This is a genomic window from Odoribacter laneus YIT 12061 (assembly GCF_000243215.1).
In the GTDB taxonomy this organism is placed as follows: Bacteria; Bacteroidota; Bacteroidia; order Bacteroidales; family Marinifilaceae; genus Culturomica; species Culturomica lanea.
The window spans coordinates 2,170,085-2,185,651 of the sequence record NZ_JH594596.1 but is presented as its reverse complement, the minus strand read 5'-3'; the positions used below and the strand labels follow the sequence as shown (position 1 = coordinate 2,185,651).

The following is a 15,567-nucleotide window of genomic DNA, read 5'->3' as shown; positions in this document are numbered from 1 at the left end:
TTACTTCTTTCTGCTAAAATGGTGGAATCCCATGTTTTTTCTGAGGTACAATAACGGTTTTGTTACTGGAAACTTCAATAGAATGCTTTAATAACATACGGGTTTCCTCCGGTTCGATAACCGAATCAATGTATCCTTTGGAAGCGGCTACATAAGGATTGGCAAATTTCTCCCGGTATTCGATTACTTTTTGTTTCCGGGTTTCTTCCGGATTAGCGGATTCTTTGATTTCTTTTTTGAAAATAATATTGGCAGCCCCTTCCGGTCCCATAACGGCAATTTCAGCCGTTGGCCAGGCAAACATAAAGTCGGCTTTCAGGTGACGGGAGTTCATGGCAATATAACCTCCTCCGTATGCCTTTCTCAAAATAACAGTAATTTTGGGTACGGTCGCTTCGCTGTAGGCGTAGAGCACTTTGGCCCCATGCCGGATCACTCCCATATGTTCCTGTTCCACACCCGGCAGATAACCCGGCATGTCCTCGAATGTGACGATCGGAATGTTAAAAGCATCGCAGAAACGAATAAAACGACCTGCTTTATCTGCAGAATCGCAGTCCAGTACTCCGGCCAGTACCAAAGGTTGGTTCGCTACGAATCCGACAGTCTCCCCGTCAATACGTCCGAAACCGATGACAATGTTTTGGGCAAAATCCTGTTGTATTTCCATAAAGTCGGAATCATCTGCTACAGCCATGATAATTTCCCGGACATCATACGGCTGGGTCGGATCAGCCGGTAAGATATTGTTGATTTTATATTCTGGCTTCGGCGGTTTTGCCGGAAAGGCTTTCGCTTTGCGCTGGTTGTTCCAGGGAATAAAGGTGAGTAGTTTTTTGATCTGCTCGAAACATTCCTGTTCGGTCAAGGCAAAGAAATGAGCATTCCCACTGATAGCAGCATGCACCCTTGCCCCTCCCAGGTCTTCCATGGAGACCACTTCACCCAGAACGGTTTTTACAACTTCCGGACCCGTGATGAACATTTTGGAAATATTATCTACTACAAAAACAAAATCCGTTAAGGCAGGAGAATATACTGCACCACCGGCACAGGGTCCTAAAATAACAGATAACTGTGGGATAACTCCCGAAGCCATCGTATTCCGGAAAAATATTTCTCCATATCCGGCCAGAGAATCCACACCTTCCTGGATACGGGCACCTCCCGAGTCGTTGATGCCAATTATTGGCATGCGCATTTTAATAGCGTGGTCCATGATTTTGGTAATCTTCCGGGCATGCATAAGCCCCAGCGAGCCTCCCGCAACGGTAAAATCCTGCGCATAAACGGCAACCGGTTCTCCGTATACCGTCCCGGTACCAATGACAACACCGTCGCCGTGAAGGACCTTTTTATCCATATCAAAATCTTTGGATTGATGCTCTACGAACATGTCGTACTCATGAAAAGAACCGGCATCGACAATCCCTTGAATTCTCTCACGGGCAGTCAATTTCCCCATCGCATTCTGCTTCTTAATCGCTTCTTCACCACCACCTTGGAGGACGATTTCTTTTCTCTTCCTTAAATCAAGAATATTCCTTTTAAGTGACATATTTATTAATTTTGTTAATTAATTGCACCTCAGCCTTTAACGAACTGGACACATTTTTCAACGACAATGATAGTAAAAAAAAATGATTAAAAAAATAATTTTCCCCCGCCCCCTTGCGATGTGATTCTAAATGAAGGCTTAGTTGTAGGTTTTAAAAGGATTGATAAAAAGAAATTTCAGAAGATAATAAGTTTATTCGTGAAGGATAATTATTTTCTTCTTCTTCATAAAATCAAAAATTACACATTAGGGACGTGCCCTTTTGTGTAATTTATATTTCCTATTCTATATTAGGATTATATTTTGGTTTACTGAAAAAGGGGGTAAAGGATTGGAGCATTTCCAGCTTTTCTAAATATCTTTTATTAGAGGATTTTACCTATTGAAAACCAGAATCTTCTTTGGAATATAGGAAATTTTATCAGTTACAATCTGCTTTTGGATAGGAACCTTTTAAAGTGATATTTCGTCATTTCAATGAAATAAGCTGTGCTGAAAAATATTCATAGATCAAGAAAAAATAGATTATTGGGTATTTCATTTTTCAAAAGCTGTTCAAAAGAATTTAGCTCCTTATCTTTCGAAATGTAATATACAGGTGTCGCCTCCTATAAAGGAGCAATTAGAATTATATCCAAACTGGATACCTGAGTTTTTGGAGAGGGAAAGAGGAAAAACAAAAAATTACACATTAGGGCACGTCCCTAATGTGTAAAAATGAGGTGATCGGAATAAATATCAGAAAGTTCATACCAGACGGTAACTTCGGACGTGTTTGTACGTTAAAGAGGAAAGTAGGAAAAGTGATAAACTTGTAAAGAAGATTGATTTATGGAAACGACAAAAGCGTATACGGGTTTTAAAGATAAAAATGGGGAACGGATAAAGCATCTGATTGTATTGGCACATCCGGATCCGAAATCTTTAAGTGTTGCTTATAAAGACGAAATTGTTCAGTTGACGGAAGATACGAATAATGAAGTAGTGGTCCGGGATTTATATAATCTGGGTTTTCATCCGGTATTGAGTATGCAAGATTTTGGGGCTCTTCGGAAGGGAGAAATTCCGGATGATATTAAACTGGAACAGGATTATATCCGTTGTGCCGATTTAATTACGTTTATCTATCCGATCTGGTGGACAGGTATGCCGGCTATCATGAAAGGTTATATTGACCGCGTATTTTCAAGAGGTTTTGCCTATGAAATTACAGGATTAGGAGAACTTAAAAAATTATTGGAAGGGAAGAAGATCATTATTCTCAATAATTTTGGTATGCCTTTTGAGGAATATGAAAAGAACGGAATGCTGGAAGCGATGAAGAAAACCAGCGACGTGGGAATTTTCGAATTTTGCGGTATGCAGATAGAAGCCCATCATTTTTTCGGACATATCGATGCTTCCTCCAAAGAAGAACGCTCCGCTCATGTTAAAATGCTGTCGTATTTATATGAGAAATTTTTACCGGCTCATTAGTTATGTGCTGAAAATAGAGTTAAAAATGCTCCGGATATTTCTGATTTATTTTCCTGCAATGTCTTGCTGAGGAATGGATTTTAAATTCCGGTAAAGAAATTTTAATCCGGAACTTTCCTCTTCCTCGGCAAGGCATCGGTTGTTTATTCCAAAGAAATTTGAATACGATTCTGGAAGTTCGTTTCTCAGTCTTCTTCCGTTATGTCGGAATCGATTCTATTTTCTTCCGGCAGGTTTTCCACATCCATAGATTGGTTTACGCTGGGATCCAATACGATAGAATACGTTTCGGGTAATTGTAGGCGGAGAGTTACCTTCGGTTGTTTGTAAAGGACCGATTGTTTCGGGGCGGAAAAATAATGATCCAACCATAAAGTATCATTTTTTAAGGCCCACTGATAATCTATCTTTTCGGTGTTCTGAAAGTTATTGTATACTCTTTTGGTAACCGTCAATGTCGGTTCTTCCTGGAGAGTAGAAGTTACTTGGAGCCGGGGAGCCCCCAACATGCGGCGGGTATTTTTATCCTCTATATACTTTGTATTGAAACGGTTCCGGTATTCGGGAGAATAAGTTTCTTTTGCGATCACGACAATTTCCTTTTTTGCCGAAATGGGTAAAGACTGAATGGTTATACTTCGCAAATTTCCGGAAAAATCCTTCATCTGCGTAAATATCAGGAGGCAGAGGATAAGGGCGCTGGTGATCCATAGAATAGTCAGCGTAAGCGGGAAATAATAGTTTCTGTTTTTAAAACGGAAAAGGTATTTCGATGTTAACCAGATCAATAAAATGAAAGGAATAATACAGATCAAAAATACAGCGATAATCGAGTAGGCGGGAGCCAATCCAAATATTCCCAAAGCAGTAGGGATAGAAAAAGGCAGTCCGGTAAGGTGGATAGGAATAAGAGCAGCAACGAGCAGAAGTGCAATTATAATGGAAAATATCCAGAGGATTCCGGCCAAGATTTTGAGGATAATTTTGAGGATTTTGAGGAGTGTTCTGCCGATAGCGATAAGTATCTCCGAAATAAAACCTCCTGTCTTTTTGAAGCCTTCCTGTACTTTCCCGTTTTCCTTCAGATCGCTAATTCCGTTTCTGATATTTTTTTCAATATTGAGAATATTGATTTTTTCTCCTTTCATTTCCAGTTTTTGCTTGGCTGTAAGGGCGGGAGGCAATACAATCCATAAGATAATATAGACAATGAATGTAACGCCATAGAAGAACGTAAGCAATAGAAATAGAAACCGGACAAAGGCCAGGGAGATATGGAAATAATTAGCAATACCGGCGGCTACTCCTCCCAGCATATTGCGATCTAAATCGCGATAGAGTTTCCGGGGCGTTTTTTCTTTTACTGTTTCCGTATAATCTTCGGAAATAATGTCGTCCGGATTTCCCAATATCTGGATCACTTGCTGGATATCTTCCAGTGTAACGACTTCCGTATTTTGTTTTTGCGTAGCTTCCTGAAGCAGTTCGGCAATGCGGTTCTCAATATCGTTCATAATTTCCTGTCCCCCTTCTTCTTGGAAATAATGTTTCTCTAGAGTCTGAATATAAGCCTGAAGCTTATCACCGGCATCTTCTTCGGTATGGAAGATTTGTCCCCCTATGCTAATCGTATATGTCTTTTTCATAACAGTAATTTTTAACGGTTAAGATTGTTGTGATTTTAAAAAGACTGATTTCTCAGTTGTTGAATGGCTTGCGTCATTTCGTTCCAGGAATTTTCCAGTTCCGAAAGGCAGGACCGGCCCTTGTCCGTGATCGAATAATACTTGCGGGGAGGCCCTTGGGGGGATTCTTCCCAACGGTATGCTAATAAACCCGCATTCTTCAAACGGGTAAGCATCGGATAAATTGTACCTTCTACGACAATGATTCTCGAATCTTTTAGTTTATGAATGATATCCGAAACATAAGCGTCCTGTCGGGATATAATTAATAAGATACAGTATTCGAGAATCCCTTTGCGCATTTGGGCTTGTGTGTTCTCTAGGTTCATAGTCTGCTGTTTTGGTAAATAATGTCAAATGTCTGCTATAGGTTTGCTATTTTGTATTGCAAATATATAAATAAAAAATAATACTATGCAATACATAGTACTATTATTTTTGTATTTTTTATATAAAAATAATCAGCTCGTTTTTTAAACGGAAGTAAGGTTAATCGGAACGGTCGGATTTGATAATATCGCCGACGTAAGAGATCGGGCTGTGGTTATTGCTCGTAATATATATGTAACATCTTCCATCGTATTGTATATCCATTTGTATACGGTAGATGTCGTTTTTACCCACTATACCAAAACTGTATTTCAATGATTTTTTATCATTCCGGCCTTTTATTTTTAAGGATTTATTGAAAGGCATGTTATCAAAATTAATGCCTTTTGCCCCGAGTCTGGGAAAAGAATAACCACTGCTGTAATAAGGCAGATAGCCGCAGGCTTTTTCTCCGTCTATTGCGATCCAGGCGCTATCGACGGCTATATTCATTCCGTTAAGGGGAGTGGCGATGTGGATATCAATTCTGAATTTCCCGCTTTCTACGATTTCTTGGGTATGCCGGAATTCGGTTAGGATACGAGTTTTGTCTGTCTGACCGGAAACGATCAGATAAATAAAAAGAGAGAGGGTAAGCAGAAAAAGTTTCATCGTTACGGAGTTTTTATCTCCGTATACGAGGAAAAAAGATTAATGTTCAGGAGTTCCGGAAGGCAGAGGGCTGATTGTTCCTTCGTACGAAATTTGGCTTTTACGGTTGCTTCTGACCGATAGGGAGCAAGAACCATTTGCAGTAATATCCAGAAAGAGTTCATAGGTGTCGTTTTCCCCTTTGACGGAGAAGCGATAGAGGAGGTGTTTTCCTTTCTTTTTCTCTTTCACTTTTAGTTCCCTTTTTTCCATTTTACCGTCGAAAGAGATCCCTCCGTCTTCTCCCGGAAGGGAAGAATAAGCTCTGCCGAAGAAAGGCAGAAAGCCTTTGGCTATGGAATCGGTAACTGTGATTCTTCCGCGGTTGGAGAATAAATCGACGGATTTGCCTCCTAGCGGGAAAGCCCGGTTTACTTCTATTAAAAAGCGGTTACTTTCTGCTAAAGCGATTGATTTTTCAAAACCGGAATCTTTTGCTTTTCGGTTCTCTTGTGCTCTTGCTGTAAACATTAAACTAGCCAGGCACAGAAAAAGAAGGAAGATGTTTTTCATCGGAAATAAGTGTTCGTTCGTTAATTATATGGATGTTTTCCTGCCGTAACGATATACAATTGTTCCGGATTCAGGTATTTTTCTGCCAGTTCCCGTAGGTAGGGCGCGTTGCATTGCTTGATTTTATGAATGATTTCACTGTAAAAGCAATTGTCTATCCCATAGGGTAGTTTGTGTTTCAAGGCATCCGATTGAGCGAATACGCCGTCGATTTCACGAAGCAGATCGCCGTGGAAAAAATTTTTTACCAGATTTAATTCTGCTTCCGGAATCAGTTCGCTCCGGAGGGTTCGGATTTCTTTCAGGACTTCTTCAATAGTGGCTTCCGTATATTTATTGTCTACGTCTGTTGCTACACACCAGTAGGCTGTTTCGGGAAGGGAGACGTTGAAAGAATGAATTCCGTAGGTATAACCTTTTTCTTCACGGATATTGGACATGAGCCGAGAACCGAAATAACCTCCTAGGACGGTGTTTAACAGTAGAAATCCGGCATAGTCTTCGTCCGTCAGACGGACCCCTTTCTTTCCGATCCGGATACTGGTCTGCACGGCATCTTCTTTTTCGATTTTGGAGCGTCCGGGCAAGGCCGGTTGCAAGGCGTATACTGGTGTCTGCAGGGTGTTGCTGGGCCGGGAGAGTTTGCCGAATGTCTCTGTAGTAATATGTCGGATTTCGGGAGTTATGTTCCCGGATAGCAGAACAAAGCAGTTTCCTGCATTCAGTCGTTCCTTGTAAAATTCCCGGATGATTTCCGGAGTGATCCGGTCGTAATCTTCCTCCTTTACCGTATTGGCGTAAGGGTGATTTGTGCCGAACAGCAGCCGGGTAAATTCTTTTCGGGCTAACCAGGCTGTTTTTTGTTTTTCCACCAGAAATTGCTGTTTTTTATTACAGAGATAAATATCGAGCTCGTGAGCAGGAATGGTACTACTCGACAGAATTTCCGCCAAAATTGGAATGGTTTCTTCGGCAAATTTGTTTAAAGATAAAAGATTTAATTCTGCCTTGTGCATGCCGCAGTTAAAATCTACATAAGCTCCGTAATAATCAAATATTTCCGCTATCTCCGCGGAGTTGTGGTAAATTGTTCCTTCGTTCAGCATATTGATTGCAGTGGTAGCGACCAAGGGTTGTTTTTGGTAATAGGCACCTGCATCGAAGACCACATCCATTTTAAATACTTCCTGATCCGGGTCGTGTAAGAGGAGCATCTCTATACCGTTGGGAAGCACTTGAGTCGTATAGGGCAAAACTTTCGGAACGCTTAGTTCTGAAAGGGGAGGACTGATTTTTCGATTGACTGTCATAGTGATAAAGGCATATAAATCGGTTGAATATTTGAATTCAGATTATTTTTTAAGGTAGATTAAAGTAGAACAATTTTCAGGACGGAATAGTTCCCGGGCTGTTTCTTTCAGTTTTTCTAAAGTGATTTGTTCGTATTTTTTATTTTCGTTATTAATGAGTTCCGCATCACCTAAGTATTCAAAAAAAGCCAGATTACTTGCTTTCGATTGGTAATTAATTTCGCTGAAGCTGATGCGGGCTTCTGTTTTGTGAATGACTTTTTGAAGTTCCCGGTCGGAAACAGGGGTTTCGATAAAGTTTTTCAATTCTTTTTCCATGGCGGCTTCTGCAGCTTCCACAGTACTTCCCTCGGATAATTTACCGCTGAATACGAATAAACCAGGATCGGTATCTCCGGTCACATAAGCGTCTATGCTTGAAAAAAGACGGTTTTCCTTAATGAGGTGGCGGTAGAGCCGGGAAGATTGTCCGTTGGACAGGATATCGGAAATCACATCGCAGACATAGAAATTTTCAGAGATCCGGCTTCCCATATGGTATACTTTATAGATCACATCAGCCGGAACAGGATTATCGGATAAAACCAATCTCCGGGCTTCTGTTTGAGTAGGTTCCTGTGGGAGGAGAGGTTGCCGGTAGCCAGAGGAAGGAATATCCCCGAACCATTTTTGTACCAGTTTCAAGGCTTTGTCTTCAGCTATATTTCCGCTGATACCGACAATAGCATTGTCGGGTGTATAATGTTCCCGGAAAAATGTTTTTACGTCTTCTTCTGTCGCTTTTTCGATATGTTCGGGAGAAATTCCGATCGTTGGCCAACGATAAGGATGTACCTGATAAGCCAGGGGACGGAGTTTAAGCCAGATATCCCCATAAGGAGCATTCAGATAACGTTGTTTAAATTCTTCAATAACTACATGCTTTTGGACATCTAAAGCTTGAGAAGAAAGATTTAAGCCCAACATCCGGTCGGATTCCAGCCAGAGCGCCGTTTCCAGATTTTCGGCCGGAATGGTGATGTAATAATTCGTATAGTCGTTGGTGGTATAGGCGTTACTGTCTCCTCCTGCCAATTGCACTTCCCGGTCGAAATCTTTTACATGTACCGAGCCACTGAACATTAGGTGTTCAAACAGGTGGGCAAAACCGGTTTTTTGCGGCGATTCGTTTTTTGCCCCTACTTTGTACAATATATTTACAGATACGAAGGGGGTTCCAGGATCTGTATTACACAACACCGTAAGACCGTTCTCTAAAATATGGCGGGAAAATTTTATCATAAAATGTTCAGTAATTAAAGTGACTATAACATTAACGGAATAATAGGGTTTTAGTTTTCCAATTCAAAATCTTTACCGTTTTGCATACATTGATTGTATTCCGTTACGATATCCCGGATGATGTCGGCTACGGATTCCTGCTGATATAGCATGGAGGCAATTTGTCCGATCTCCAGTTCTCCTTCTGCGAGGTCGCCTTCAAATATGCCTTTTTTGGCACGGCCTTTTCCCAACAACTGACTGAGGGCAGACACATCGGCTCCCTGATCTTCCAGTTGTTTGACTTGGGTAAAGAATTCGTTTTTCAGCAACCGGGTTGGTGCTAGTTTTTTTAGAAGTAGTAGGGTGTCTCCTTCAGCGCTTTGAATCACTTTTTCTTTAAAAAGCGGGTGGGCAGAAGATTCTGTAGCTATGGCAAAACGACTGCCGATCTGTACACCTTCGGCTCCCAGCATTCTCATGGCGGCCATTGCTTTTCCGGAAGCTATACCGCCGGCGGCAATGACGGGTAAGCTGCAATGGGCCACTACATTGGGAATTAGCGTCAGGGTTGTTGTTTCTTCCCTGCCATTATGCCCCCCTGCTTCAAAACCTTCGGCTACGATAGCATCTACTCCAGCTTCCTCGCTCTTTTGTGCAAAGAGGGCGCTACTGACTACGTGTACAACTGTCATACCGTGGGTTTTCAACAGAGAAGTCCATTTTTTGGGACTTCCGGCAGAAGTAAAGACAATTTTCACCTTTTCTTCAATCAGTATTTGAATCAGGCGATCTATTTCCGGATAAAGTAGGGGTACATTTACTCCCCAGGGATTGGAGGTAGCCTTTTGCATTTGACGGATGTGCTCTACCAAGATTTCCGGATGCATAGAACCTGCTCCTAATAGGCCCAGACCTCCATTATTACTGACGGCAGAGGCGAGCTTCCAACCGCTGCACCAAACCATTCCGCCTTGGATGATGGGATATTTAATATGAAAAAGTTGTTTAATTCTATTCATAACAGTTCAGATTATTTCAACAAATCTACAAAAAAAACAGCGGAAACTTTTAAAGGCTTCCGCTATCTTTATTACTAAAGGCTGATCTTTAATTCTTTTTAATATTCGGAAGTTCCAAGCCGTAGCCTTTTTTCTTGTCTTCCCGTTTCAACATAATAGCTACGATAAGAGCTAATATTCCGAAACTGGTGAAAATAATCATAGGAAGCGTATAATCGTAAGCCGGCTGCCCTTCTCCCCCTAACTTGCAATAGCGATCTAATACCCAACCAATCAAAGCAGGTACACCCATTAATCCCCAATTCTGTACCCAGAAAATGAGAGCATAAGCCGTCCCTAACTGTTTTTCCGGAATAATTTTAGGTACAGAAGGCCACATGGCAGAAGGAACTAAAGAAAAGGCAACCCCTAAAGTGATCATGACAAGGGTAGCAAACCACCATTCGTTTAATAAAGGTAATGCAAATAAACCGTGTACACAGATTAGCATAATTGCTCCGATCATCATGATTGTTGCTCCTTTTCCTTTGCGGTCGTATAAATTACCGAATAAGGGGGTTAATATAATGGTTCCGAAAGGAAGAAGGCCGGGGATGATTCCGGCAAGTTTCGGATCTACCGCATATTTATTGACCATCAAATCCGTAGCATATTTCAGGAAAGGGAAAACGGCAGAATAAAATAAGACACATAATAAAGCTACTAACCAGAATCCTTTGTTTGCCATGACTTCCCATATATCCTTTACTTTGAAAGGTTCCTCCGGTTCTGCATCCGATTCGTCAATGGATTTGTCCAGCTTCCGGTCCATCACCGTATATACTAGAAAGGCAATCGTTCCGATACAGAGCATGATCAGGCAAAGCAGAATCGGAGCGGATACACTTTGAAAAGTATCTGCCAGGGGTACGGTAATAATCAACGCCAGGGAAGTCCCTAAACGAGCTGTAGCCATTTCCAAGCCCATTGCCAGAGCCATTTCTTTGCCCTTGAACCATTTTACAATGATTTTGGAAACGGTAATTCCGGCTGTTTCTACTCCGACACCGAAGATGGCATAACCTAAACCGGCAATCATCACTTGTGAGTTAATACCAAAAATTTGTCCTCCCAATGGGAAAAAATCCGAAATAGCGTAATATTTGATGCCGGCACCGATTACCATCAAAAAACAAGCTCCCAAGCCTGTAAACCGGACTCCCATTTTGTCCAAGATGATACCCCCAAAAATCAACATCAACAGAAATACATTAAACCAGCCGTAGGCACTTGTGAAAATTCCGTAATCTGTACTGTCCCATAACAACTGGGCTTCCAGCATCGGTTTTAATGGAGCCATTACGTCTGTTAAAAAATAGCCGCAAAGCATCGTAAATGCGACTACCCCCAAAGCCGACCAACGGGCTACTGCAGAGTCTCTTAGTGTTTGATGTATTTTTTCGATCATGATTGAATATGTTTATGAATTAAATTGCTTAGCAAGACAGCCAAAGTTAAAAGAAATATGCGATATTGCAATAAAGTTTAAGAATTTTAAAAATATTAAAAACGATTTTTTATACCTTTTACAAGAGCATCTTCGTATGTGGGGATATGAGGGAAGATCGGATTAAAATAAAGGTACAGAAACGGATTGTATTGATTTCCGTCCTTTTATTATGCGGGAAATTTTTCGCTTTCTGGGTGACGAATTCAGTCGGTATTTTGACTGACGCCTTGGAGAGTATTGTAAATGTCGTAGCCGGGTTAATCAGTTTGTATAGTTTAAATGTAGCTGCGAAACCTCGGGATGCGGATCATCCTTTTGGACATGGGAAAGTCGAGTTGATTTCTGCTTCCACAGAAGGTATTTTGATTTTTTTAGCTGGCTTAGCTATCATTTACGAAGGAATCAGGCGTTTGTTTTATCCTTCCCTGCTGGAAAAGTTGGACGTGGGGATTATGTTGGTAGCTTTGGCTGGAGCAGTAAATTATGTATTGGGTTGGTACAGCATCCGTGTCGGAAGGAAATATGATTCCATAGCTTTGATAGCCGGAGGAAAACATTTACAATCCGATACGTATTCGACAATCGGTTTGGTCAGCGGTTTGTTGTTGTTATACTGGACCGGCGTTACCCGGATTGATAGCATTTTAGCCCTTATTTTCGGTTTTATAATTGTACGTACGGGTATTCTTATTTTACGTAAAACGATAGCTAATTTGATGGATAAGGCCGATATGAAATTACTGAAATACATGTTGAGTTTACTCGTAATCAACCGAAGAGAAGATTGGATAGATATCCAGGAGGTGAAGGTTTTGAAATACGGAAATGCTTATTTTATAGACTGTAATCTGACCTTACCTTGGTATTATAATATCCGGAAAGGACATGCCGTATGCGCAGAAGTGGGAAAGGTAATCGCTGAAAAGTTTCCGGAACATATCCGGCTGAATATTCATACCGATCCTTGTAAAGAGAATCATTGTCCTCATTGTATGTTGACAGATTGCGGTTACCGTTTGCATTCTTTTGTGGATATAAAAGAATTTACACTTAGAAAAATTACGGAAACGGAGGAAGCTATTGTCTAAAATTTCCCCCGGTAAAAATTTGAAACGATTACCGGGGAAATATTTTATAAACCAAGGATTAATAATTATTCTTCTTCGGTTCAAAATACGCTTGAGGATGCTCGCATGCCGGGCACTTCAGCGGAGCTTTTTTGCCTTTGATAACGTAACCACAATTCCGGCATTGCCATTCTATTTCTTCTTCGCGCTCGAATACTTTGCCTTCCGTTACGCGACCTAATAGTGTCCGGTAACGGGCCTCATGTTCTGCTTCTACTTTAGCGATTTGCTTGAAAGTATTGGCTATCTGAGGAAAACCTTCTTCTTGAGCTATGCGGGCAAATTCCGGGTATAAATCGGCCCATTCTTCATTTTCTCCTTCAGCAGCGGCTTTCAGATTTTCTGCTGTCGTACCGATGACTCCGGCAGGGTAGCAGGCGGTAATTTCCACCATACCTCCTTCAAGGTATTTGAAGAACTTTTTAGCATGTTCTTTTTCCTGTTCGGCCGTTTCCATAAAGACGCCCGCAATTTGTTCAAATCCTTCTTTTTTAGCTACACTGGCGAAAAAGGTATAACGACTCCGGGCTTGTGATTCACCTGCAAATGATTTTAACAGGTTTTGTTCTGTTTTAGTTCCTTTGATACTCATAGTTCGATTATTGATATAAATGATTTCAGACACACCTCTTTATTGACACTACAAGTATACGAGGATTCTATTGATAAAACAAATCTTTATTTTTTATAAGATTATAGTTTTTTTCAATAAAATCTCCCTTTTCGGCATACCTGTTTGGGTATTTTTCCTTGTAAGTCTGTAAGGGATAAACGTTTCTCTGAAATTTTCAGAGAAGAAATAGTAGAACGAGTATTTCCGGCAAAAAGGGAAGGTCTGAAAAGGAGCTTTACAGACCTTCCCTTTTAGCCGGGGTGCTTATTTGGCTGCTATTGTTTCGATTTCCACTAAGGCCCCCATCGGGAGAGATTTTACAGCAAAGGCTGCGCGGGCAGGACAATCGGTTTTATAATACCGGGCATAAACTTCATTCATCGCTGCAAAATCACTGATATCGCTTAATAAGCAAGTCGATTTTACTACGTTTTCAAAGGAGTAACCGGCTTCTTCCAGGATATAACCGATATTTTTCAGGGCTTGTTCTGTTTGTTCTTTGATGCCGCCTTCTACGAATTTACCGGTATTTACATCGACGGGCAATTGACCGCTGATATAGAGGGTTCCGTTTACTTCTACAGCTTGGCTGTAAGGACCGATTGCTTTCGGTGCTTTGGGAGAATTGATGATTTTTTTCATGACATTTAAAAATGAAAATCTTTATTAATGATTCGTCAGGCAAATTTATAAAAATATACGGGGAAATTTTTATTTCCATTCCGTAACTTCTTCATCGAGTTCCGGAATGGAGGCGGATTTAAAGACCGGGCTTTTTATACCTGCCTTTTTTTGGCGATTGTAATCGGCTAAGGCTTTAAAGGCAATTTTCCCCAGAAGTAGAATGGCAATCAGGTTGGTCAGAGTCATTATTGCCATAAACAGATCGGCCAGGTTCCATACCAGATCCAACCCGGCGAGGGATCCGAACAATACCATGGCTCCGACTCCGATCCGGTAAAGTTGGAGATAAACCGGTTTAGAGCTGATAAAGAAAAGATTTGTTTCGCAATAGGAGTAATTTCCAACGATAGAACTGAAAGCGAATAGCAGAATACAGAAGGCGATGAAATATTTTCCGAATATTCCGATTTCTCCGGTTAAAGCGGCTTGTGTCAATTGAATGCCTTTTAAACTTCCGTCCAAGGGTATATCTGAAAGTAAGATGATAAAAGCCGTACAACTACAGATCACTAGCGTGTCAGTAAAGACACTGAGAGCCTGAATCAAACCTTGTTTTACCGGGTGGGAAACAGAGGCTGTTGCCGCAGCATTCGGGGCAGATCCCATCCCGGCCTCATTGGAGAAAAGTCCCCGTCTTACTCCTTGCATAATGGTTGCTCCGATTCCGCCACCTAAAATCTGTTCAAAGCCGAAAGCGTTGGCGAAAATATGACGAATGAGGGAGGGGATGGCTGGCAGATGAGTGATCAGAATAAAAAAGGCTACCAGAATATAGGCAATCGCCATGATAGGTACGATAATTCCTGAAACTTTGGCTATCCGGTGAATCCCTCCGAATATGGTCAGAACTGTGAAAAAAGTAAGTAAAATAGCCAGCCACAGCCGGCTTACGCCCAAGGCTTCCTGAAATGCCAAAGATATGGTATTGGCTTGTACCGAATTGAACACCATGCCGAAAGTGACCATAATGATGGCGGCAAAAAGAGTACCCATCCATTTCTGCTTTAACCCCTTTTTCATATAAAAAGCCGGTCCTCCGATATAAGATTTCTTTCCTTTTTCTTTATAGATTTGCGCTAAAGTTGATTCGACAAAAGCGGAGGCAGAGCCGATTAAAGCGATCAGCCACATCCAGAATACTGCGCCCGCTCCTCCCAAAGCCAATGCCGTGGCGACTCCTGCTAAATTACCTGTTCCTACCCGGGAAGCTGTGGCAATACAAAAAGCCTGGAAAGAAGAAACTGCATTTTTATTGTTATTTCCAGCGACTCCTTCTACAAGCAGCCGTGACATTTCTTTTATTTTCCGGAATTGAATGAAGTGTGAACGGAAAGTAAAATACAAACCCGTACAAATTAAGGGGAGGATGATCAAAAAAGTCCATATCCAGTCGTTGATTAAAATAACCCAATTATTGAGCGATTCTTGCATAATTTGTCTTTTTTCACTTCATTTTTACAAATATACGAGAGATTTGCTTAAATGTCTCCTTCTTGGCAGATTAAATTTTCCTGTCTATCTCTGAAAGACAAATGTTCAATTATGCCTACGACGTTTTTTAGTTTACAGCATATATTTACTTTGTTAGGAGAGAGAGGGTAGGAGGGATTGTTTATGACAGCTGTTTGTCAAACTATCGGTATTGCACGAGAGTGTTGTATCCTTATTTCGGAAGTAAAGAAAAATTGTTTTTGGAAACTGCCGATATTTTTTACGGAGAAGTGGCTGATTAAGCGGGAAACATGGAAAGCGGACTCTGTCCGCGATATGATAGGGTTTACGCTGGCATACTGGGACAGTATCCGACTAA

Annotated in this window: 14 protein-coding genes; 2 read left to right on the top strand and 12 right to left on the bottom strand. The window is 41.2% G+C overall.

Annotation, left to right across the window (positions count from 1 at the left end; translation table 11 throughout):
* Positions 1 to 13: 13 nt before the first annotated feature.
* A complete protein-coding gene (locus tag HMPREF9449_RS09130; protein ID WP_009136969.1) occupies positions 14 to 1,558 on the bottom strand; it encodes an acyl-CoA carboxylase subunit beta in 1,545 nt (514 codons plus the stop codon).
* Between the two features lie 831 nt (positions 1,559 to 2,389).
* Here HMPREF9449_RS09130 and HMPREF9449_RS09125 point away from each other — a divergent pair.
* Positions 2,390 to 3,034, top strand: a complete 645-nt coding sequence (locus HMPREF9449_RS09125; protein ID WP_009136968.1) for an NAD(P)H-dependent oxidoreductase — start codon at positions 2,390 to 2,392, stop codon at positions 3,032 to 3,034.
* Positions 3,035 to 3,219: 185 nt separating this feature from the next.
* Here the strand turns inward: HMPREF9449_RS09125 and HMPREF9449_RS09120 are convergent, their stop codons facing one another.
* The 8 genes from HMPREF9449_RS09120 to HMPREF9449_RS09085 form a co-directional block, all read right to left on the bottom strand.
* Positions 3,220 to 4,680 (bottom strand): PspC domain-containing protein, encoded by a 1,461-nt coding sequence (locus tag HMPREF9449_RS09120; protein WP_009136967.1) that lies wholly within the window; start codon positions 4,678 to 4,680, stop codon positions 3,220 to 3,222.
* A gap of 35 nt (positions 4,681 to 4,715) precedes the next feature.
* On the bottom strand, positions 4,716 to 5,048 hold the full coding sequence (locus tag HMPREF9449_RS09115) for a PadR family transcriptional regulator (RefSeq protein WP_009136966.1): 333 nt from the start codon (positions 5,046 to 5,048) through the stop codon (positions 4,716 to 4,718).
* Between the two features lie 160 nt (positions 5,049 to 5,208).
* Entirely contained in the window at positions 5,209 to 5,700 is a 492-nt protein-coding gene (locus HMPREF9449_RS09110; RefSeq protein ID WP_009136965.1) for a DUF4251 domain-containing protein, read from the bottom strand.
* 39 nt (positions 5,701 to 5,739) lie between these two features.
* Complete coding sequence (locus HMPREF9449_RS09105; RefSeq protein WP_009136964.1) at positions 5,740 to 6,252, bottom strand: DUF4251 domain-containing protein; 513 nt, start codon at positions 6,250 to 6,252, stop codon at positions 5,740 to 5,742.
* A gap of 20 nt (positions 6,253 to 6,272) precedes the next feature.
* Positions 6,273 to 7,562, bottom strand: coding sequence for a M16 family metallopeptidase (locus HMPREF9449_RS09100; protein WP_009136963.1), 1,290 nt, complete (start codon positions 7,560 to 7,562; stop codon positions 6,273 to 6,275).
* A gap of 42 nt (positions 7,563 to 7,604) precedes the next feature.
* The gene (locus HMPREF9449_RS09095; RefSeq protein ID WP_009136962.1) at positions 7,605 to 8,843 is read right to left on the bottom strand and encodes a M16 family metallopeptidase; all 1,239 of its coding nucleotides are present in this window, start codon (positions 8,841 to 8,843) and stop codon (positions 7,605 to 7,607) included.
* Positions 8,844 to 8,893: 50 nt separating this feature from the next.
* Complete coding sequence (locus HMPREF9449_RS09090; RefSeq protein ID WP_009136961.1) at positions 8,894 to 9,844, bottom strand: NAD(P)H-dependent flavin oxidoreductase; 951 nt, start codon at positions 9,842 to 9,844, stop codon at positions 8,894 to 8,896.
* 88 nt (positions 9,845 to 9,932) lie between these two features.
* Positions 9,933 to 11,291, bottom strand: a complete 1,359-nt coding sequence (locus tag HMPREF9449_RS09085) for an MFS transporter (RefSeq protein WP_009136960.1) — start codon at positions 11,289 to 11,291, stop codon at positions 9,933 to 9,935.
* A 146-nt stretch (positions 11,292 to 11,437) separates the two neighbouring features.
* Between HMPREF9449_RS09085 and HMPREF9449_RS09080 the strand changes: the two genes are divergently transcribed.
* Entirely contained in the window at positions 11,438 to 12,421 is a 984-nt protein-coding gene (locus HMPREF9449_RS09080) for a cation diffusion facilitator family transporter (RefSeq protein WP_009136959.1), read from the top strand.
* Between the two features lie 58 nt (positions 12,422 to 12,479).
* On the opposite strand, the gene rbr is transcribed toward HMPREF9449_RS09080, so the two are convergent.
* The 3 genes from rbr to HMPREF9449_RS09065 form a co-directional block, all read right to left on the bottom strand.
* Positions 12,480 to 13,052: a rubrerythrin gene (rbr, locus tag HMPREF9449_RS09075; RefSeq protein WP_009136958.1), complete on the bottom strand. Its 573-nt coding sequence runs from the start codon at positions 13,050 to 13,052 to the stop codon at positions 12,480 to 12,482.
* A gap of 285 nt (positions 13,053 to 13,337) precedes the next feature.
* A complete protein-coding gene (locus HMPREF9449_RS09070; protein ID WP_009136957.1) occupies positions 13,338 to 13,715 on the bottom strand; it encodes a RidA family protein in 378 nt (125 codons plus the stop codon).
* Positions 13,716 to 13,784: 69 nt separating this feature from the next.
* A complete protein-coding gene (locus HMPREF9449_RS09065) occupies positions 13,785 to 15,188 on the bottom strand; it encodes an alanine/glycine:cation symporter family protein (RefSeq protein WP_009136956.1) in 1,404 nt (467 codons plus the stop codon).
* Positions 15,189 to 15,567: the final 379 nt, after the last annotated feature.

Coding starts and splice junctions, on each gene's coding strand:
- HMPREF9449_RS09130 (WP_009136969.1), bottom strand. CDS start 1,558: ATGTCACTTAAAAGGAATATTCTTGATTTAAGGAAGAGAAAAGAAATC.
- HMPREF9449_RS09125 (WP_009136968.1), top strand. CDS start 2,390: ATGGAAACGACAAAAGCGTATACGGGTTTTAAAGATAAAAATGGGGAA.
- HMPREF9449_RS09120 (WP_009136967.1), bottom strand. CDS start 4,680: ATGAAAAAGACATATACGATTAGCATAGGGGGACAAATCTTCCATACC.
- HMPREF9449_RS09115 (WP_009136966.1), bottom strand. CDS start 5,048: ATGAACCTAGAGAACACACAAGCCCAAATGCGCAAAGGGATTCTCGAA.
- HMPREF9449_RS09110 (WP_009136965.1), bottom strand. CDS start 5,700: ATGAAACTTTTTCTGCTTACCCTCTCTCTTTTTATTTATCTGATCGTT.
- HMPREF9449_RS09105 (WP_009136964.1), bottom strand. CDS start 6,252: ATGAAAAACATCTTCCTTCTTTTTCTGTGCCTGGCTAGTTTAATGTTT.
- HMPREF9449_RS09100 (WP_009136963.1), bottom strand. CDS start 7,562: ATGACAGTCAATCGAAAAATCAGTCCTCCCCTTTCAGAACTAAGCGTT.
- HMPREF9449_RS09095 (WP_009136962.1), bottom strand. CDS start 8,843: ATGATAAAATTTTCCCGCCATATTTTAGAGAACGGTCTTACGGTGTTG.
- HMPREF9449_RS09090 (WP_009136961.1), bottom strand. CDS start 9,844: ATGAATAGAATTAAACAACTTTTTCATATTAAATATCCCATCATCCAA.
- HMPREF9449_RS09085 (WP_009136960.1), bottom strand. CDS start 11,291: ATGATCGAAAAAATACATCAAACACTAAGAGACTCTGCAGTAGCCCGT.
- HMPREF9449_RS09080 (WP_009136959.1), top strand. CDS start 11,438: ATGAGGGAAGATCGGATTAAAATAAAGGTACAGAAACGGATTGTATTG.
- rbr (WP_009136958.1), bottom strand. CDS start 13,052: ATGAGTATCAAAGGAACTAAAACAGAACAAAACCTGTTAAAATCATTT.
- HMPREF9449_RS09070 (WP_009136957.1), bottom strand. CDS start 13,715: ATGAAAAAAATCATCAATTCTCCCAAAGCACCGAAAGCAATCGGTCCT.
- HMPREF9449_RS09065 (WP_009136956.1), bottom strand. CDS start 15,188: ATGCAAGAATCGCTCAATAATTGGGTTATTTTAATCAACGACTGGATA.